The 21,166-nt window shown below is 31.9% G+C and carries 15 protein-coding genes; 1 reads left to right on the forward strand and 14 read right to left on the reverse strand.

Going from position 1 to position 21,166, the window contains the following annotated elements:
- Positions 1 to 166 precede the first annotated feature (166 nt).
- The 14 genes from LC076_RS04615 to LC076_RS04680 form a co-directional block, all read right to left on the reverse strand.
- Positions 167 to 2,239, reverse strand: a complete 2,073-nt coding sequence (locus LC076_RS04615) for a heavy metal translocating P-type ATPase (RefSeq protein ID WP_226666548.1) — start codon at positions 2,237 to 2,239, stop codon at positions 167 to 169.
- A 182-nt stretch (positions 2,240 to 2,421) separates the two neighbouring features.
- Positions 2,422 to 2,748 (reverse strand): ArsR/SmtB family transcription factor, encoded by a 327-nt coding sequence (locus LC076_RS04620; RefSeq protein ID WP_413465943.1) that lies wholly within the window; start codon positions 2,746 to 2,748, stop codon positions 2,422 to 2,424.
- Between the two features lie 98 nt (positions 2,749 to 2,846).
- Entirely contained in the window at positions 2,847 to 3,545 is a 699-nt protein-coding gene (locus LC076_RS04625; RefSeq protein WP_226666550.1) for a ZIP family metal transporter, read from the reverse strand.
- Positions 3,546 to 3,852: 307 nt separating this feature from the next.
- Positions 3,853 to 6,090, reverse strand: coding sequence for an AAA domain-containing protein (locus LC076_RS04630; RefSeq protein WP_226666551.1), 2,238 nt, complete (start codon positions 6,088 to 6,090; stop codon positions 3,853 to 3,855).
- A 376-nt stretch (positions 6,091 to 6,466) separates the two neighbouring features.
- Positions 6,467 to 6,727 (reverse strand): metal-sensitive transcriptional regulator, encoded by a 261-nt coding sequence (locus tag LC076_RS04635; protein WP_226666552.1) that lies wholly within the window; start codon positions 6,725 to 6,727, stop codon positions 6,467 to 6,469.
- Positions 6,728 to 6,741: 14 nt separating this feature from the next.
- On the reverse strand, positions 6,742 to 7,113 hold the full coding sequence (locus tag LC076_RS04640; RefSeq protein WP_226666554.1) for a hypothetical protein: 372 nt from the start codon (positions 7,111 to 7,113) through the stop codon (positions 6,742 to 6,744).
- 112 nt (positions 7,114 to 7,225) lie between these two features.
- The gene (locus LC076_RS04645) at positions 7,226 to 7,951 is read right to left on the reverse strand and encodes an MOSC domain-containing protein (protein WP_226666555.1); all 726 of its coding nucleotides are present in this window, start codon (positions 7,949 to 7,951) and stop codon (positions 7,226 to 7,228) included.
- Between the two features lie 316 nt (positions 7,952 to 8,267).
- The gene (locus tag LC076_RS04650) at positions 8,268 to 9,056 is read right to left on the reverse strand and encodes an HAD family hydrolase (protein WP_226666557.1); all 789 of its coding nucleotides are present in this window, start codon (positions 9,054 to 9,056) and stop codon (positions 8,268 to 8,270) included.
- 652 nt (positions 9,057 to 9,708) lie between these two features.
- A complete protein-coding gene (locus LC076_RS04655; RefSeq protein WP_226666558.1) occupies positions 9,709 to 10,758 on the reverse strand; it encodes a LacI family DNA-binding transcriptional regulator in 1,050 nt (349 codons plus the stop codon).
- Between the two features lie 400 nt (positions 10,759 to 11,158).
- Entirely contained in the window at positions 11,159 to 11,977 is an 819-nt protein-coding gene (locus tag LC076_RS04660) for a Cof-type HAD-IIB family hydrolase (RefSeq protein ID WP_226666560.1), read from the reverse strand.
- A 336-nt stretch (positions 11,978 to 12,313) separates the two neighbouring features.
- A complete protein-coding gene (locus LC076_RS04665) occupies positions 12,314 to 13,246 on the reverse strand; it encodes a VanW family protein (protein WP_226666561.1) in 933 nt (310 codons plus the stop codon).
- Between the two features lie 451 nt (positions 13,247 to 13,697).
- Positions 13,698 to 14,768 carry a branched-chain amino acid aminotransferase gene (locus tag LC076_RS04670; RefSeq protein ID WP_226666562.1) on the reverse strand — a complete coding sequence of 357 codons (1,071 nt, stop codon included), beginning with the start codon at positions 14,766 to 14,768 and terminating at the stop codon, positions 13,698 to 13,700.
- Between the two features lie 555 nt (positions 14,769 to 15,323).
- Positions 15,324 to 17,366 (reverse strand): choice-of-anchor I family protein, encoded by a 2,043-nt coding sequence (locus LC076_RS04675; RefSeq protein WP_226666563.1) that lies wholly within the window; start codon positions 17,364 to 17,366, stop codon positions 15,324 to 15,326.
- Positions 17,367 to 17,679: 313 nt separating this feature from the next.
- Positions 17,680 to 18,849: an LL-diaminopimelate aminotransferase gene (locus LC076_RS04680; RefSeq protein WP_226666564.1), complete on the reverse strand. Its 1,170-nt coding sequence runs from the start codon at positions 18,847 to 18,849 to the stop codon at positions 17,680 to 17,682.
- Between the two features lie 739 nt (positions 18,850 to 19,588).
- Between LC076_RS04680 and LC076_RS04685 the strand changes: the two genes are divergently transcribed.
- Positions 19,589 to 21,085 carry an RQC-minor-2 family DNA-binding protein gene (locus LC076_RS04685; RefSeq protein ID WP_226666565.1) on the forward strand — a complete coding sequence of 499 codons (1,497 nt, stop codon included), beginning with the start codon at positions 19,589 to 19,591 and terminating at the stop codon, positions 21,083 to 21,085.
- Positions 21,086 to 21,166: the final 81 nt, after the last annotated feature.

Consider the following 21,166-nt stretch of genomic DNA (forward strand, 5'->3'; position numbering starts at 1 on the left):
TTGCTATCTTCATTACTGTATTTGCGGTTTTTAAAAATATATTTGCTAAAATCCACAATATATTAGTTTTTCGACGAAATCCGTCATCATATGACACCCAACACCCCCTACAAATTCTAATACTTTCATATTCTGTATAAAAAATAACTTAAGAGCAATGATGCCCTTAAGTTATTTTTTTCTTATCGTAAAGAACTGTTAAACTGATTAATGTGACAAGAATGGTTGCACCCATATCAGACAGAATGGCAATCCATAGTGTTAATAATCCTGGTATTGTTAAAAGCAAAGCAATCAGTTTTAATCCAAGTGCTAAAGAAATATTTAATTTAATAATCGTATTCACTTTTTTAGCTGATGCAATTGCTGACGGAAGTTTCTCAAGATGATCTTGCATTAAAACGATATCAGCTGTTTCTATAGCACTATCTGTTCCCTTTCCCATCGCAATACCTAGATCCGCTGTTGCTAATGCTGGTGCATCATTTATTCCATCACCAATCATCGCCACTTTGTTCGTGCGAGATATTTCTTTTATTTTCTCTACTTTTTGATCTGGAAGTAACCCCGCGAAATACGATGTAACACCTATTTTATTAGCCACTTTTTTAGCAGTGCTTTCATGGTCTCCAGTTAACATTATCGTATGATTAATTCCTACGGAATGAAGTTTTTGTATGACATTCTTACTTTCTTCACGGATTTCATCAGATATCCCCATTATCCCTAAGGTTTTCTCATCATTTGCTAAAATGACGAGTGTCATCCCTTTTTCTTTATATTCTTTAAGCGTTTTTTTAACTTTTTCGTCAAATGGTGTTTTACTCACATGTGCTTCATTACCTAAATAATAGGTGTTACCGTTGATTTTAGCCACAATCCCACTTCCGGAAATTGTTGTGATTTCATCTGGCTCTATTAAAGATAATCCATCTGCTTTTTTCATCACTGCCTTTGCAATTGGATGTGATGAAGATTTTTCAATTGATGCAGCAATCTGAAGAAACTCGGGATCAAATGCAATATATTCTTCTACATATGGTTTACCTTTTGTTAACGTACCTGTTTTATCAAAAGCAATGGTTGAGACTTTACCAAGTTGTTCTAAAAAAACTCCACCTTTAATTAAAATCCCATTTCTGGCGTTTTTCGTAATCCCAGAAACAATAGCAATGGGTGAAGATAACACTAAGGCACATGGACAACCAACTATTAATACGGCTAATCCTTGATAAAACCAATCTCCCCAATTCGCTTGAAAAAATAATGGTGGAACAATCATAACTATAACTGAAATAATCATAATTAATGGTGTGTAATATTTCGCAAATTTATTAATAAACAACTCTGTTGGTGTTTTTGTTTCTTGTGCTTCTTCAACAAGATGCAAAATTTTAGCTAATGAAGAATCTTCATATGCTTTTGTAATTAGGATCTTTAATACACCTTCATTATTTATACTTCCACCATAAACTGGTTCATTGTATTCTTTTTCAACAGGCATTGATTCACCTGTGATTGCTGCTTCATTTACAGAACTTTTTCCTTCCACAACAATGCCATCAGAAGGGATTTTTTCACCAGAACGAACGAAAACAATATCTTTTTCTTTTAATGAAGAAATCTTAACAGTTCGCTCTTCACCATTTTCAAGAATTGTGGCTTCTTTTGGTGCAATTTCAAGAAGTTTTTCCATTGATTTTCTTGCCTTTTGCATTCCTAATCCTTCTAAATATTCATTTAGACCAAAAAGAATGGCTACAAGGGCACCTTCTTTCCACTCACCGATACTTAGTGCACCAATTAATGCGATTGTCATCAATGTTTCTATATTAAATTTTAGCTTCACTAAATTTTTTAAGCCTTTAATAAATGTTTGAAAACCACTTAACACTGTTGCTGCAAGAAATAATCCAATTGCCACGTATTCATTTATCCACTTCTCTGCTATAAAAGCGACTATATAGAAAAGCGTTGAAATCGATAAAAGCATAATCCAATTAATTGCACCGTGATGATGATGATGTAATTCATCATCATCAGGACCTTCTTCTATATAAGCTCCATCAGATGATAAAATCTTTTTCACTTTACCTATATCAACATGACTCTCAAGTCGTAACTTGCCTGTATTATAGCTTAAGGAAGCTGATTCTCCCTGAGGAAGTTTCTGAATCTCCTCTTGAAGCTCTCTCGTACAATTAGCACAAGTTAAGCCTTTAACTTTAAATTCATTCATTTTGCTCAACTCCATATTTTTATTACTTAAGGCTGTTTTCGTTAAATTTGTTGCTTTAACAATTCCAAGTAATATAAGCACTATATAAAGCATAGTGGCATCTTTTCTTTTTAGGATAGGACATATTTTGCTATAACAACAATTAGATCAATTAGCAACAAACTTTCAGAAAAGAGCCCTACTTAATGATGCTGTGCATGGTTTATAGTTTGTTGTAATACATTCATCACATGATTATCATCTGGAGAATAATATAATGTTGTCCCTTCCCTTCTATATTTAACCAAACGTAAATTCTTTAGAAATCTAAGCTGATGTGATACCGTTGATTGTAAAAGAGATAACTTTTCAGCAATATCATTTACCGAATGTTCATTTTGTGATAACAAATAAAGAATTCTTATTCTGGTCGGATCACCCAAAGCTTTAAAAGTTTGAGAAACAATAAAAAGTGTTTCTTCATCAAGTTGTTCTAGCTGTAGATTTTCATCTTTTACAAATTCATCCACAAGGTTACACCCTTTCATACTACTAGTATATATTCAAATATGTATATATGTTCATATTATACATCTAATATTATAAAAAAAATTGACTAATGTCAAACTTAGCCAATAAGTAACAATACTTGAACAATAAAAAACCCAGTTAACGCACAAAGAAGATGAAATGATTTCGAGCCATACTTTACAGCAGGAAGCAACAATTCAAAAATTGCTACATAAACAAATGTACTAATTGAGAAACCTAATAAAACGCCTATTATATAGGAATCATTTACAGGAAAATGAACACCAAGTAATACAACACTGTATAAACTTACACTAAGAAACGCAAAAGCCAACAATATTTGTCTTTTCTTTAAGAAAGCTGTCATCGCAACCATCATTAATGACATACCCTCGGGAAAATGATGAAAAATGATAAATTCAAGCAAATGACCACTACCATCTTTCCTATTACCTAATGTTAATCCAGAAGGAACATTATGTAGAGTAATAGCTAAAATAAGAAAATAAAAAGAAAATTTATTTTGATTCATCTTACTAGTAAGTTGGTTATGTGCATATTGATCAATACAATAAACAAGGGGAAACCCTAAAGCTATACCAACTAATACAAATGCAAATTCATTTTCTAAAAAGCTATGAGGTATTAATTCTAAAAAAAGAAATCCACAGAGTATCCCTGCACAAATGGATGTAACATAATGAACGTTCATATTTAGCCACTTACAAGTGACATTTGCAAACACTGCTCCTCCTAATAGTGACATAAATACAGCTAGACAAAATAAAAAGCCCATACATACATCTCTCCCCCAAACAAACATCTAGCTTTATTTCTATACTAGATTTATGAATTTCGATGTTTGTTTAGTACAAGTTAATCTACAGGCTTTTTCTTCGTGCTGTATTCGTAAACTTATTTGCCAATTAATGAGTGTAGTGCTAGATTTAGATTCTCTACAATTTCACTCGCGTTTTCATGGAAGAATATAATATAGCTTAACTGCCGGCTTTTTCTCTGTTTAACTAGTGTATTTTCGGTTAAAAGGTGCGATCTGTAGAACCCTCATATCATTAACACAACAAAGTTTAAAAGCAGACTTTTTAATTAATTTGAGTTAAGAAATATTCACAAATAGCCTTAGATATTAATCGAATTCCTACAAAAGGTGGTTTAACAGGATCTTTTGTCGCTTCAAAAGGCATTCCTAACCAAAGACACTCTTCGTCAATCATTACAAATGGAAAATGAATTATTTTCTTTTCAAACTTACTTTCTTTTAATCTAGAATCGATTAGATTTGAAATTATTAATAATTGAACATGTTTGTTTTTATTCAAGAGTATGTTTACCCATTGATCAGGTAATTTCCTGTTTGATGGTAATCCTATAATAATCGTCCTTTTTGCTTTTTCAACGTCCATTTGAATTTCATCGAGCTTTTTAGCATGAATCCATTTTACATTAGAGTGTTGATTTTTTATCCAGGAACCAATATCTTTAGGTAATACTTCTTGATGATGAATTAATTGATGCTCAACAAGTTGACGAATTGTTTTACTTTTATATACTTTAGATTTGATAAAATGCTGATCACAAAGGTGAATAAATTTCCCTCTTGTTCTTGTAATGGCAACATTCAGTAGGCGGTCACTTTCCTTCCCTACTAAAAGCATACCTGGGCGTTCTTGGGGAAAACTGTCTACAGTATCAAATATCATCACGTCTCGTTCACTACCTTGAAACCGGTGAACAGTTGCTGCTATGATATCTGCCTCTACTATTTCTGTTGAATAGATTTCTTGTAATAGTGACTCCATTAATAATGCTTGAGTTCTATATGGTGTGATATAACCAATGGACGTAGCTCCAGAAAGATAAGCTTCGTGTATTAACTGAAACGACAATAAAAGCTGCCACAAATTGTATCGTGAATGTGTATCTTTGTCTCTTAGACAATGATTTCCAGTATAACTACTGTCTAATAAAATAGAAGCTCTATTTGGAAATGGGGTTCTTTCAACGATTTCATTTCGTGCAGTTTTCACACTTTGATGATCACCAACAAGAGAATGATATATATGTTTATTTGTAAAGGAAGAAATATCTGGATGCATTCTTCTTTGCTCTCTCAAAAGAAAGAGATTTGGATGTAACTGTTCATCACTATTTAACCAGTTTACAACACCTGTTTTATGAAAAATATCTTCTCTTAACCAGTCGTCAACAAGTGAATGTTTGGCTGTAGCTATAGGTGGAAGTTGTTTAAAATCACCGCAAATGATAATCCTTTGCCCTAGAGATGCCGCAAAAGCAATTTGAGGTATATAAGCCATACTTGCTTCGTCTACAATAACAACATCATAATTTTTTTCATATATAGTTGGGTCATTTGCTGCTTTTGATAATGTTGTTCCAATAACCATCGCATCGTTAACAAAATCAATTTCCTTTTGCCGGATTTTTTCTAAAACACTAGCTAACTTACCCTCAATAAAAAGCACCTTCTCAGTATCTCTTTTATTATAAGACTTCCCTAAATCCTTTTTTAGAAAGTTTCTCTCTTCTTGTAGTTGCTGCTTTTGCTGCGCTAAGTCAGGATATCTTTTTTCTAAAAGATCTATTGTTGTTAAAGGTGTGTGGGAAATTAAACTGGATTGGGATCCGTATCTTAGTAAATCACCTTCACGTAAACGTTCTTTTTTGTCAACAAAATGAGATACTTCGTTCATTAATACATCTACAGCTTGATTACTTTGTGAAAGGATTAAAACAGCTTGATTTTTAAAGTATTTATTAGCAGCAACTCTTCCTAATGTGTAGGTTTTCCCTGTACCTGGTGGTCCCCAAACAAATGTAACGGGATTATATTTACTTCGGAGAACAAGCTCATGGATGTTGGACTTTATCTTTGCAGTTGGATGCCTTGTTTCATGAGAAGGGTTCATTAGTCTTTTTATTCTTGAGCGCTTTCTTTTACTTTCCTTTATTTCTTCTAATCTTTCGTGTAATTGGTCTAAGAGCTCCCAAGGGTCATGAGATAAAAATAAACCAGATTCCAAATCTCCAAGCGATTGTTCAACAGAAATAATAACGCTATTTCCTTCAGATGATAATATCCTTGCATTAACACGTTGTTGAATTACTTCCACTTTTATCGTGGTTCCAATGGGAATTCGGATTGGTTGTGATGTTTCAAAATAATAGGTATAAAATTCATTTTTGCTTACTAACTGACCATTTTTTAAAGCATATTTTGAACTTCCATATTTCTTCAAATGCATAATTTCTGCTCTTAATGCCTTTTGCCATACTTGTATATAATATTTTGATGAGTGCATATATTCAGCTTCCTATCTCTTATACGATACAATTTAGAATCTGTTCCTTTTAGTAAGGCTATGTTAAAGCTTAATGTTGATTTTCAGCACTTTGTTGATTGGAGTGAAAGGCATGAGACTCCTGCGGGAGGAGCGTGTCAAAGGGAGACCCCACAGGCGCTTGCGCCGAGGAGGCTCCCGGACCTAGGAAAAAACGAACTGCATTTTTTCCCGGGAAAGCGAATGCCTGTAACGGAAATCAACAACAAAGTTTAACAGAGCCTTTAGTAAAAACATATGAATAGCATCTTCATAAAAAATTCTGGATTGATAAATCATACCCTCACTACATGAAAACATAAAAAGTTGAGACAATTAAGTCTCAACTTCGCTTGATTTATCGACTTTTCACTAGTAAATTAACAGCCTCTTTAACTAATTCTTCCGTATTTTCGCCTTTTTTATTCGCTTCTTGTACACATTCAATTAAGTTTGAACTAACAATAACACCTATTGTCCTATCTATAGCTGTTCTTGAAGCAGAGAGCTGTGTAATAATTTCTTTACAATCTTTATTCTCTTCCATCATTCTTAAGATGCCTCTTAACTGTCCTTCAATTCTTTTGACACGATTTTTAACTTGATCAGAATATTCCACTTCCATACTCCTTTCTAAAAGGCTATATCAGCTGATTTGTTCGTACATGTGCATTCTGATAAACTATAGCCTGTTACGCGAAATCCATTTTTTTGCAAAAAACGAATACCTATGTTTTTTTCTAATTTAGTCGATGCCACAACATGAACATTTTTACTAGGTATTTCATGATAATATCTTTTTAAATAAGCAATAGGAATAACAATTGCATCACTTACTAATTCTTTTGATATATTATTATAATCTCTAATATCAACAACAACCTGAGATTGAACATTGCTTGTATTAACATCTATACATGGTACACTTTTTAGTGATATGTTTCGTTGAAATAAAAAGACGACAATCGCTATTAAGGATATTCCTAATAATGAATATAATAGCACTGTTATTACCTCCTATATTGCTTTTCAAATGTTGTAAATAAATAATATACCCCTGTCGGTATATTGTCAATGCTGTTTTCTCTTCAAATTCACTATATAGTGATGGATAATGTTAATCAAGTAATTGAATTTGATCTCCTACATTTATTTCTCCTGTTTTTAATACAGAAGCATAAACACCAAAATGATTATTTCTTTGTTTAACAAGTGTTTTTAGTAAAGTTGATGAAGTGATACCGGTAGTTGGATCGACATTTACAATCATACACCGTTGGCAATGTCTTAAAATCTTCAATTCAACTTCTTTACCAATTTTAATTTTTTTCCCAAACCAATCTTCTTCAATGAATGGATTTTTTTCATGTAATGAAAATAATAGATTAGGTCTAAACCTCTTATAATCTAACTCTTTTCCCCAGATGTTTTGTAATTCTTTTATAGAAGAATCTGTAACCAAAAGAATATGTTCTTCTTCAATTGCTCCGATAGGAACATTCATAGGTTCGTATACAATCGGTAAAAGCTTTCTTTCACTTTGTGCTTCTAACTCATTCATTAACGCTGGGTCTTTCCAATTATAAACTTTCTGGTCTGGTGTTGTTACTTGTATTTCTGGGAAATTCAACTCAGATTCTTCTGATATAAAAGCCGCTTTATATTGAGCCATTCTAGGAAATTGAGTAATTGTTAAAAAGTTATTTTCTCGTGATAAGTCTTTAATAGCATGACTTCTATCTCCATATAATCCATAATTCATGACTTGTGTTTTTTCTATACTTTCTCCTCCGAATGATTTTACAGGATGTCGTGTAATTTCTTTTAAATGGCCTATCATCATGAGTATTGCTCCTTTTTATGAATAAAAGTATTTCCTTACTAAATTTATGATGAGTCATTGAAGGAAGTAACATACAGATTTAAATGAGTTATTTTCTAATTTAAACAAAAATTTTTCTCATACTATTATAAAAAAATTTAATTGGAACAAATATACAGATTCTAGTGAGAACAACGGTAACTAGCCTTAGTCACTTGTTCAAAGAACAATCAGAAAAATGATAAGGATAGAAGTTTTTTAAGATTCAGTTCAAAATAAAAACTAGACCTTTCACTCTTATAGAGTAATAAGTCTAGTTTTTATTTTAAATCACCTATTACTTATTCAATTTATCTAATAATGAAAAAAGCTCCTCAAGATGAGTAATTTCAAAATCAGGTTGAACTTCGTTTCTCTCTTTGTTATGACGATTAATCCAAACTGATTTCATTCCTAACCTAGAAGCACCAAGTATGTCGGTCATTAAGTTGTCTCCTACCATGATTGCTTCATCTTTTGTCACATTCATTTTCTCTAAAGCATGCTCAAAAATTGTGACATCAGGCTTTCCTCTTCCAAAAGCACCAGATATGATAATTTGTTCAAAATATGGAACAAGTTCTGGCGTAATTTCTAATTTAGTATTTTGCAATTCAGGTGAGCCATTTGTTAATAATAATAGTCGATATGATTCTTTTAGTCGATCAAGAACACGAAAAGATTCTTCATAGACGAAAGGCGATTTACGTCTTTGTGCTGGAAATTCCTCTGCTAGTAAAGCACCAAACTCTTGATCATCAACTCCACAAGCTTTTAGCCCTCTTGTCCACGCCTCTTTTCGATAAGTAGGAACGATATCTTTCATTTTTTGAAAATTTTCATGTTCATCATTAAAATTACCCCAAAGTCCTTCAAATGGATTAATTCCAATCATTTGTGTAAATTCATATGTATCATAAGATGAATATAATTCTCTTGCTTCTTGACGAACAGCTTCTTCTAGCTTACTAGCATCTATTTGATATTTTTGTTCTGCTAATTGACAAGTAGCAACAAATGCTTCCTTTACACTTTTTTGGTCCCATAATAATGTATCATCTAAATCAAAGAAAATTGCTTTAATCAACAGTAATCCCCCTAAGAATATGTATTTTAGAAAAAGTAAGAAGTAGTAATAGATTATCAGTCTAATAAATCTATAAAAATTATCGTTTATATTTAACTTAAAAGATCTTTAAAATTGGCTCTGTTAAACTTTGTTGTTGATTTCCGTTACAGGCATTCGCTTTCCCGGAAAAAAAGTACTTTTTTTCCTAGGTCCGGGAGCCTCCTCGGCGCAAGCGCCTGTGAGGTCTCCCTTTGACACGCTTCTCTAAGCAGGAGTCTCATGCCTTTCACTCCAATCAACAAAGTGTTAAAAATCAACATTAAGCTTTAATATAGCCTTAAAGTTAAAGCTTTAACAAGTATTTTCAAGATAATAATGAATTAAGCTAAAATATCATTTTCCCTATTTATAATACTCTTACTATTCAAACAATAGCTTACAGAGATTTTACAGATAAGTAAATAGAGTTATCTTAATTTACTGAATTTAATTGAATACTTTTTCTGCAACAATAATATAAAACCAAGTTTAATTAAACTTTCTCTCAAATTACATAGATTTTCCCCAAAAAAAAGGTTGAGTCAGTTACCTGAACACCTCTTCAAATGGTGCTCGTTTCTAAATCACATTAATGGTAGTATTGCTTTTATACGTTACAAGATCAAACATTCTAACTTTTAGCTCTGCTAGACGATTCTCTAACAATAAGTTCACAAGTTAGTAATATCTTCTCAAAGTTTTCTTTTTTTCTGCTCTTTTGATCGACTATTGAACGAACAGCTCTTTTCCCCATTTGCTCCTTTGGAACATGAATTGTCGTTAAGGTTGGAGACTGTAGATAGGAGTTATCTATATTATCAAAACCCGTTACAGAAATCTCTTCTGGAATTTTGACTTCTAGTTCCTTCAAAATTTCTATTACATATATAGCTATTGAATCATTGGCACAGACAAATGTAGTAGGAAGTTCATGTGATCCCAATTGTACTACTTGTTCCAGCCATTTTTTTATATTAGTGAACAAAGTTTTGAAATCTTCTCCTGTATTTAAGAGATTTACTTGATGATTTATTGGAAGCCCATGATATTCTATAGCACTACGAAAGCCAAGCCAACGATCATAAAAACTTCTTGAAAAGTTAATATTCCCAACAAACTTTAAGTTTTGATGACCTAATCCTATTAAATAATTTGTGAGTTTGAAGCTGCTATCATAATTATTTGCAAAGATTGTATCTGTATTAAATAAAGGTTCTTCATAATCAATTAGAACAACGGGGATTCCCCATTTTTTAAATTCTAATAAAACAGCAGTTGATAATTTACCAACACAGATTATTCCTAAAAACCCCTCTGGATTAATGATAGATGTAAATTGATCTGTTTCAGTAATAATCACCATTCCTAAATTAAGCTCAGAAAGCTCACTTGATACACCATCAATAATTCTTCCCCAGTACATTGAATCTTGATATTGACTTTTAGGCAAAACAACAAGTACATTTTGTTGGCCAGTTTTTAAGTGACTTTCGTTTTGCATTTGATTAGGAGAATTAAAAAATTGACCATTTGTATTGTATCCTAGTTTCTTAGCTGTATCTAAGACTTTGATTCTGGTTTCTTCCTTCACACCGCTTTTACCTGCTAAAGCTCTTGATACAACATATTTAGAAACCCCAAGATAATCTGCTATATGTTGTATTGTAATTTTCTTTCCCATCGTACCACCTCATATGTACCGTACACTTTTGTTATTCTATCTATTTTATCACATTACAAATGTTGTTTTAAATAAAGGTTTGTTCTCGCAAACTTTGTTGCTTTTAAAAAACCGTAGCAATCGGTACTGCATTAAGTCTAGTGGCATAATTTCTTCATAAAATAGTACTCTTATAGTGAAAAAAACTGTGTTCACTTTAAATTTTGGTTACATAGTAACAATCGTTCAGAAAAGAGCCTAATGGATCTGCTTTTTTAAAAGCTTATTTTCCAAAGATTACTACTAGTCACTTAATTTTTTTAGAGGTTGTTATATCATACTTTACTGTTTAAAACGGGAAAATTAAACATAAACAAAGAAGGTGATCAATCTGAAATCCCTAAAGTCACCTTCTTTCTCATCATACCGTTAGCTTTTTTTGTAAGATAAATTCTTCTACTACTTTTGCAACTCCATCATTCATATTTGTATCTGTTACAAAATTTGCTATTTTTTTTATATCTTCCGGTGCATTGCCCATCGCAACACCAAGTCCAGCAAATTCAATCATAGAAAGATCATTATAACTATCACCAATAGCAATAACTTCTTCTCTTTTAATATCACAACTTTTGATTAATTGATCTAAGCTTGTCCCTTTTGTTACACCTTTTTCTGTAAATTCTAAGAAAAATGGCTTTGAGCGCATAACACTAAAATCTTCTAATTCATTTTGAAGCTTTTCTTCTACTAATTTTAATTTATCTTGATGATCAACCATTAAAGCTTTCACAACTGGCACTTTTACTTCATCAACAAATGAGTTCACAATTTTAATGGGTAACCCAGTTAATTCTGATTCAATCGTTGTATATGGATTTTCATCTTCTGTAATAATTTCATCCCCAACATAGGTATGAATAAATACACCCTCACGACGACTAATTGTAAATAACTGTTTCATTGCTTCAGGAGATAATGCACTACTAAACATTTCTTCATTTGTTTTACAATTAATGATTTTACCACCATTAAAAGAGAGAATAAAACTCCCATACTCATCTAATGCTAATTCTTTTGCGATATGCTTCATTCCATAAGTTGGACGTCCAGACGCTAGAACAACTTTCACACCATTTTCTTGAGCTTTCATTAATGCATCTTTTGTTACGTTAGAAATTGTGTGATCATCTCGAAGCAAAGTATCGTCTAAATCTAAAACAATCATTTTATAATTCATATTCATATATCCCCTTTAATAAAATCAATATCTTACTATCCTACTATAAAACGTAATTTGATGGGAGATAATTCAGTAATTTTGCTTTACTAACTATTCATCTTTTATACTGAGATTTTATTAACTATGCTTTTAATTGTCCCCATTAGAGCATTCTCTTCCCTTTAAAAAATCAAGCCCATTTTTTTTGCTTCTCTAAGCAAAAATCTTGTATATTATTCATCCCCATATCAACATACTATTAAAATTCAACAACAAGCTATAACTTAACCTAACTTAAAAAATGATTTATTGTCTCATAAAATTGACAATAAACCATTTTTGGTAGTAATAGTTTTATACTCTTTTCGTCGAATTTTTTGCAGCAGTTACTTGAACTTCTATTGTTCCTGAAGATTTGTTAACAAATGTCTTAATCATAACAGGATAATCTTTATTATTCATAAATTTAAAGTCTGGTCCATTCCAAGAAACTGTAGCATCCCTACCTTTTGGAACATACCCGATTGATCTTGAATGAGAGTGCAGTTCAATGATGTCTAATCCTGCATTATCCACCGCATTAAATAAGGTGGATGAAGTTTGGCAAATACCTCCTCCAATTCCCTCAACAAACTCTTTATCTACAATTTCCATAGCCTTTTGATAGCCTCTTGCTGTTGTTCTTTCTCCGACAACTAAATTAAAATAAAACCGATCACCTGGTCCTAGCACAATTTGATTAATCGCATTTGCTGACAAAGAAATATTTTCCGTTCTTCCTGTCACACCTGGATTAAACGAAGTCTTATAGCTACCTATAACGATTTCCTCTATGGACTTAATAGCTTCCTCAGTAACATTGGGTGCTGTGATCTCTAATGGTAGGTCCATTTCCTTGTCAAGTGCTTTTACATTATTTATCATTGTTACTAATTTCTCTTCATCAAGAATAACACGACTCACACCATTTATTAGCTTTCCATTATTATCTAATTTGCTCGGCACCATTGGTTGATCAAATTTCAAAGATAACTCTTTGGCCAATTGTTTTAGCTCTTCATCGTCATTTTCATCAGGATTTAAAGATGGTAAAAATGAATAAATAACTTCTTTTGATTCCGGGTGAGTTAACTTAATGGTAAATTCAATTTCTTTGTCTATCACCTGTGATTCGTGTGTAGGTACATTTCTTACTTTTAATTGATCATCCTGATTAACACTTCCCCCACTAACACTACAACCTGTAACCATCAATAATAAAAAAATAACAGAACCATAATTTTTCACCATTATCTCTCCCACATTTCCTATGTTAATATGATTCTCTTGCTTTTCTCAAATTACTTTCAAGCAAAATTATATATATTCGAAATTCACCAAAATATCCTACCAAATGTTATTTTTTCCCTTAGAAATATAAAATGTTAGATAAATTAAGGACATTTGTGGTTCATAACGAATTCATTAACTGTAAGACGGTTCAGAAACAGGAAAAGTTTCAGAAGATTTTTCTGAAGAATTTATATGATAACACTATTAATAGGTTGTATTGTTTTAATTGCGGCAACTTTACGAAAGTCTTCTCGTATAAGGTTTGTGGGGCTTCTTTTTGCCATGCAATACCGCTAAAGTCTAATGCTTTTCACTCCCCACCCATATTCTAAAAATTATACAATGAGCTATCTCATAGACCTTAAAAAAGCAAGACTACAGTGGATGTAGTCTTGCAAACAATAAATTATTTCACTTCTGTTACCCAATTAAAGATGTCCTCGTGAGAACCCTTTTGAATACCAGTTAATGTATCATATAGTTTTTTTGAAATTTCACCTGTTTCACCATTGTTAATAATGATTTTCTCATTATTATAATAAAATTCACCAATAGGAGAAATCACAGCAGCAGTTCCCGTACCAAATGCTTCTTCCAATAGCCCTTCTTTATATGCTTGATACACATCTTCCATCGAGATCTTTCTTTCTGAAACAGTCATTCCCCAATGTGAAAGCATCTGAAGAATAGAATTCCTTGTTACACCTTCAAGAATGCTACCGTTAATTTCAGGAGTGATAACTTCACCATTAATTTTGAAAAAGATGTTCATACTTCCTACTTCTTCAATATATTTCTTTTCTACTCCATCTAACCATAACACTTGAGAGTAACCTTTCTTTGAAGCTTCTTCTTGTGCTTTTAAGCTTGAAGCATAGTTGCCGCCTGTTTTTGCCTTTCCAGTACCACCAGCTACTGCACGAACGTATTGATTTTCTACGAAAATCTTTACAGGATGAATGCCTTCTTTATAATAAGATCCAACCGGTGATAAAATGATCATAAATCTGTAATATTTTGATGGTGCCACACCTAAATAGTATTCTGTTGGAATGATAAATGGGCGAATATAAAGAGATGTACCCTCTGCTGATGGAATCCATTCCTTGTCAATAGCTACTAGCTGCTTCAATGCTTCAATGACAAATTCTCCATCAATTTGTGGGATACAAAGGCGATCATTTGATAAATTCAACCTTTGCATATTTTTTTCGGGTCTAAATAATAAAACTTTGTCATCTTTCGTACGATAAGCTTTCAAACCTTCAAATACAGTTTGCCCGTAATGGAAAACCATAGATGACGGGTTTAAAGAAATAGGCTCATATGGTGTAATACGTGCATCATGCCAGCCTTTAGTTGGACTATAATCCATCACAAACATATGATCAGTAAATACTCGGCCGAATTCCAATTGACTTGATTGAGGTTTTTCTTTTTTTGTTTCACTTAACGTGATATCAATTTTAGTTGTCATCTTTAACTCTCCCACCTATAAATTTAAAGAAGTTTTTTAAAGGCTCTTTTGCGAAAGTTTGTTGCTTATTGCCCTAGTATTGCAGTTTAATACATTGTACTTATTTCTTAATAAGTACTATTACATTAAGAAAAAGTGCCACCATGCTCGTGCTGTATACTTGGATTTGTTAAAAGCACCAAAGTTTTACGAAAACAGCCTTTTTAAAAAAACTTCCGAATGATAAAAAACAATATTCATAATTATTGAACTATATTTACCTATTTTATATCTTTAAGGAAGTAGATAACAACTGTTTTTCGACAAAAGATTCAAAATAATCTATAAAAATATTATTTCCATATAGAAATTCTTCCAAACTAGTTGATTTCACTGGATTTCTATAGAAAATATTTCCTCATTTCAGTTATTTAGGGGTTTCATTCAATTATCTTTTAAAGATAATATTACTTACAATGAATGATTGAAGATGTATTTTTATGTATACAGTTTATACTAAAGCAATATGAGTATTAAAAAAAGCATCGAAGTTTAATCGATGCTTCAGTTTATATATTATTGTTCTTTTGTTCGTCTAGATACAAGAAGTCCAATGATTAAAAGCATAAATCCAAGTAAAATAAAGTTAAAACTAGAGGTAGCAGTGTTAGGTAATTTATGATTAGTTGAAGAAACTGTTTGTTTCGAGTCATCTGCTTTATCTTCGCCAGCATCCTCAATTTTATTCTTCATTTTCTCTTCAACTACATCTTCCTTTATTTTGTCATCCTTAGTTTTTTCTGGAATAATTACTTCATCTTTTGGGTGATTTTCATCATTGGCAATTGGTGCTGGGTCTTTATCTTTCTCTGGATCTTCAGTTTCATCTGGGTTATCTGGGTTATCTGGGTTATCTGGTGTTTCATTTTCTTCTGGCACATTTACCTCTATTCCAATCTGATATGCTGCAATTGTGCCTGAAACTTCATGTGCGGCAAGTAAAAGGTTTTGACCTGTTGGACTATTAACAGCAGGAATAAATGTTAAACCTTCTGGAGCAACGTCACCACTTGAAGGTGTAACTTCTTCCTCTTCATTAAATACACGACTAGAGAAGTATTTAGTAAATATAGGAGCACTCGGATTATTAATATTATATATCATAATCCCCCCAACACGTTCTAAACCTATAAACGCATAATTCTCTCCTTGCACATTCCCGACAATAACAGATTCTGGTTCTATCCCTTTATCATCACTACGAGAATCAAAACTATTTTCGTCATTATTTGAATTAAAGTAATTTTCACCATAGACTTTTGCTGTTATTTCCTCAAAATCTGATCCACTATCATATGTTTGTTCTAAAGTTTCAGTATTCCAAATTGAGAAAGAACGCGCTCCATACCCATATATTGCTTCATATTTATCATTAGCATTTTTCGGTGCTGAAGTTGTTGTCATTAATCTTCCTAGTTGATTATCCTCGAATAATCCTTCGTTCACCATTTTATCTAACTCTTCTTGTGAATAACCATTATATAAATCTGCATTTAATTCATAGGAATCTTTTAAGTCCTTCACCCTTGCTTCCTCAGAAAAACCCCCATAATCTTGAGCATCACCTTCATTTGCTGATAATATATATGTTTGTCCATTTACTTTATAAGATGCAAGTCCATCAGGTTGATACATCGATAAAACAGGCCAGTTGTTAATGGCAATTTCATCATCTTTATTCGAAACATCCATTTTGTTACGATCAAAAGAGAAATCTTTATACCCAAGACTTTTGACAGAAGTGATTTGTTGTTTTTGTAAATCAAGTTTTGCTATTGCATTATTTTCTTGCAATGCAATGTAAGCAAACTTATTTTCTTCATCAACAACAATATATTCAGGTTCTAATTCTACAGCGTATGTATTTTCATGATTCACTTTTCTGACATTTTGATCTATTACTTCATCATTAAATTTTATTGTAGAAACATGCTTATTTTCTAATTGATGTATATCTCCTGTTACATCGATTATACTAACCGTTCCCTCAGGATTAATAGAGTAATCGTCATTTGGCTCTCCTTCATTTGCAACAAGTACTTTTGATCCATCAGAAGTAAATGTCAGCATATCAGGCAAAGATCCAACTTCTACATGTGAAAGATAATTTCCATCTTTCGTTAAAAAAACAACATGACCATAATCTACTTTATTTTCAGCAGGAGCTGCAATGGCGATATATTCACCTTTAGGATGAATTGCTACACTTGTAACATCAGAAGCTGAGACCCCAAGATCTGATAAAGTGATTTGTTTTATTAAAGGAATTTCTGGATTTCCTTCTTTTAACTTTGTCAAATCTAATATATCTACAGCTTTAGCTGCACCATTTACTGAGAAAGCATATTTATTAATTGAATCATAAGCAACAATTTCTGTTCCTCCATATCCAATATCTGCCCCGCTTTTGTATTGACCTACTAACTCAACATGAAGTTGTTTTCCTGTTTCATTATCATACTTCGTTAAAAATCCTGCTGCATGAGACTCATTAGCTGTTAGCAAAATAACACATGAAACAGCTGTAACTATTGCCTTTGTAACGATCTTTTTCATCATAAATCCTAATCCTCCTACTAATTTTTTAGACATGTTTATTTTAATAGATTGCTATAAAGTTAATATGTCTTTTATGTAATTTTTTTGTTAATTTCAACAATTTTCGTCAAATAGTGGATAAGAAGGGAAGTATTAGTTTAGTTTTTAGATGATAAAGAAGTCAACCATAGACTATTATATAAAAAAATGAAGACGTTATTTTTCTCGTCTTCATTTCCACAACATATTAAAATCAAGTAACTAATTTTGTCCATAATGTCATTTGTTTTATAAAATGGGTCTGTTATACTTTTAAGTTACTTATAAAAAAAAATCACCTAAATATATTCGATTGTTTAATCGAGTCAATTGCCTTAGTTAATTCATCATTACTTTGAACAAGGGCAATTCTAACATACCCTTCACCATGTGGCCCGAAAGCATGACCTGGAGTGACAACAACATTTGCTGAATCTATTAAAGCATAAGTGAAATCTAGTGAACTCCAACCCTTTGGTACTTCTGCCCAAACAAACATCCCTGCATCAGGTTTTACAACCTGCCAACCTAATTCATTTAATCCCCCTACAAGTAAATTCCTACGTGATTCATAGATTTCACGACTTCTTTTACAAAATTCCTCACCTTCTCTTAATGCAATAAGCGCGGCTTTTTGCAAAGGTAAGAAGACGCCATAATCAAGATTACTTTTCAGCTGATTCATCGCTTTTATCACTTCCGGATTGCCAGCCAAATACCCAATTCTAGCTCCCGCTAAATGATAATTTTTCGAAAAAGAAGACAGTTCTACGCCAATATCCTTTGCACCTTCAATTGATAAAAAACTAATAGGCTTCTTCCCCTCAAAATATAGTTCAGAATAAGCAAAATCATGGAGTACAAGAATATTGTTTTTCTTAGCAAACTCGACAACCTCTTCAAAAAATGCTCTGCTCGCTAATGCGGGAACAGGATTACCAGGAAAATTTAAAATCATCATTTTTGCTTTTGCGGCAATCTCCTTTGATATTTCAGAAAGTTTTGGCAAAAATTTATTTTCTTTTTTAAGAGGCATAAAATAAGGCTTAGCGCCAGCCATAGCAATTCCAGCTGCATAAGCAGTATATCCGGGATCTGGTACCAAGATAAGATCACCAGGATCTGCAAATACCATAGGAAAATGGACAAGGCCATCTTGTGATCCCATTAGTAATAAGATGTCAGAATCATGTTGAAGTTGAACATGATAGTTTCTTTTATAAAAAGCTGATACCTCTTTATAGAATTCAGCAGTTCCAGTTAAAGAGTAGCCATATTGATCTCTTTTCGTCACCTCTTTAGATAAAAGTGTTGTTATAAAAGTCGGAGGTGGTAAATCTGGACTACCAATACTTAAATCTATCATCTCTGCACCCTCAGCTATTTTTTTATTCTTATATCGAGAGAGCTCTGTAAAAATCGAATCTTTAAAAGAATCCATCCGCTCTGATAGTGATATTTTCATCTGCCTACCTCCACTTATTTCCCAATTAAAATATATTTATATAGTTATATTTTTCTAAAAATAAGTGTATCATATTTCATTCTCACTTATGAATATTACATAAGTGAATTTTGTCGAAATTACACATCGGCTCGTTCTTTATAATGAACAAACTGAGCACTTGAAAAGAAATGTATTGAACATAAGTGCGGTGATATGTGGATTTTATGTCCTATTTTGTCACTTTTGTCGTTTTCTAAAATACCATTTCAAATCCTTTAAAATGACCATAACTTGACATCGAAGAAAATAAAATCCTTAATCTAGCTTTATACTACGAATTATTGAAATCATAGAATGAATCAAAAACCATCCATGTATCACATACTACTTTGAAGATCATTCGAAACTTGTCTAATGCAAGGTGTTTATCTATGAAATTATGTAAAGTCAAGCTATGACAAATGTTCAAGAATATAAGACAATGTAAGCTAATGTTCATATAGAGCGCTTTAGTGGTTATATATATGAGACTACAATTTAGAGATTTGATGGCAACAGGTGACAACACAGGTTCGCAGCTTACCTGGAAACTCCCTGACTAGAATCCCTGAGGAAAGCGAATGCCTCCCAAACGGAAATCACGGATTCAGAAAAAGCAATAGTGTCTCAAAAATTTCTCTATAGCACCTTCAAGTTTTCCTAATCTATAAAGTCTAACTATAATAAATATAATTATTAATAAAGGTAGGAATGTATAGTGAGTCTTTTAAATCATAGTTATTATTTTCAAGAATATCCTTCAATTGTTATATCTCCCATTGGAAAAAAGAATAAAAACATCCGTTCGATTGGTCATAAAAATGAAAAGTCATTACTTAGCAGAATAAACGAAGCACTCTTAAAAATTGAATTATCTGAAGATGAACGTAAAAAACTGAGGAGATTTTTGCAGCTAAAGGATGATGCTTTTTTTCCTGTGATGATGAATAAAAATGAGAAAATCGAAGCAAAAATTATTAAACCGGAGTATCTACTTTGGCAATCTTTTTCACCTAATCACGGAATACCTCATCATAAAGATTCATTTTATAAGCAAGATATCTCTATTTTATCAAATGAAGATTTATCAAGATTTTTAGTAAATGTTTTAAAAGATTACTTATTTTGTGCGGTGCTTAATGAGAAAACAGAACAGAGTTGGGAATTATTTATTAAGAAGGCATATGATCAACATCCATTTGTCCAGTTGGAACAGGAAAAAAGAGAAATTGTTCATGCTGTAGAAAAAGCAAATCGTTCTCCCCTTCTTTCCATCCTTTCCTCACCAGAAGATGTGACTTACTGGAGACATCGAGTTGAAATTGTCCTAAGACCATATCGAAATCTTCCAGTATGGTGTGATCATGATAAAAATTTAGAGGTTTTACCAATAAAAGAAGCTATTTTATGTAGTTGCTTATCATGTCAAACTGAATATATATATCATGTTAAAGAGGAAAAAATATTGTTAGAAAATGATCCTAATATGGAACAAGCGAATAAACGAATAGCAACCATTGAAAAACAGTTTAATGACATCATTGATAAAAACTCTTCATTAGTAAGTGATTTAGAATTTCTCTCTTATCTAAAACAACATATTGACCTCTCAGAAATAGTACAGCTTATAAAGAATGTTCATTCTCTGCCATTTACTGTGAATATAGAAAATCAATTATCATTAAAATTAGTAACAGAGCTTTCCAGGGTAATTGTTCCTATCGAACGTTCAAACTCTAACTTATTGTGGGTTAGCCAATTTGAAATACCTAACATTACTTTTTTATCAGAACTAAAGAGATATTCATTTGAAGAAATAAAGAAGAAAGTACCACAGTTAATTGATGAACTTAAATATATTTGTAATGAATTGCCTTTCAAACCTAATGAAATTCTTATTAAAATAAACAATAAAACTCTTTCTTATTTAGAAGTAGCACACATTTTGAATGGGATATTAACCTTATGTGACTTTCCTTTACATATTATTGCTCAAATTATGAAAGGAAGAACTTCTTATTCTCTGCGTGAACAGAATCTTAACCATCATTTCTTATATCGTTTTTTAGAAAGTTGGGAAGAAAAAAGCATTCAAAAATTGCTAAAAAGGCTAGAGAAAGATTCGTGGATTAAGAAAAAAACAAGAGGGTATGAAATATTAGAGAAAGGAAATTCATTAATAGATATTTTAATAAATAACTACAATAACAATTAGAGTTACGAAGAAAAAGTGATAAGCACATAAAATAATGGCAATCAACATTAAGCTTTAATATAGCCATAAAAAAAGAAAGCT

The sequence above is a fragment of the Metabacillus litoralis genome (assembly GCF_020524045.1).
GTDB classification, from domain to species: domain Bacteria; phylum Bacillota; class Bacilli; order Bacillales; family Bacillaceae; genus Metabacillus; species Metabacillus litoralis_C.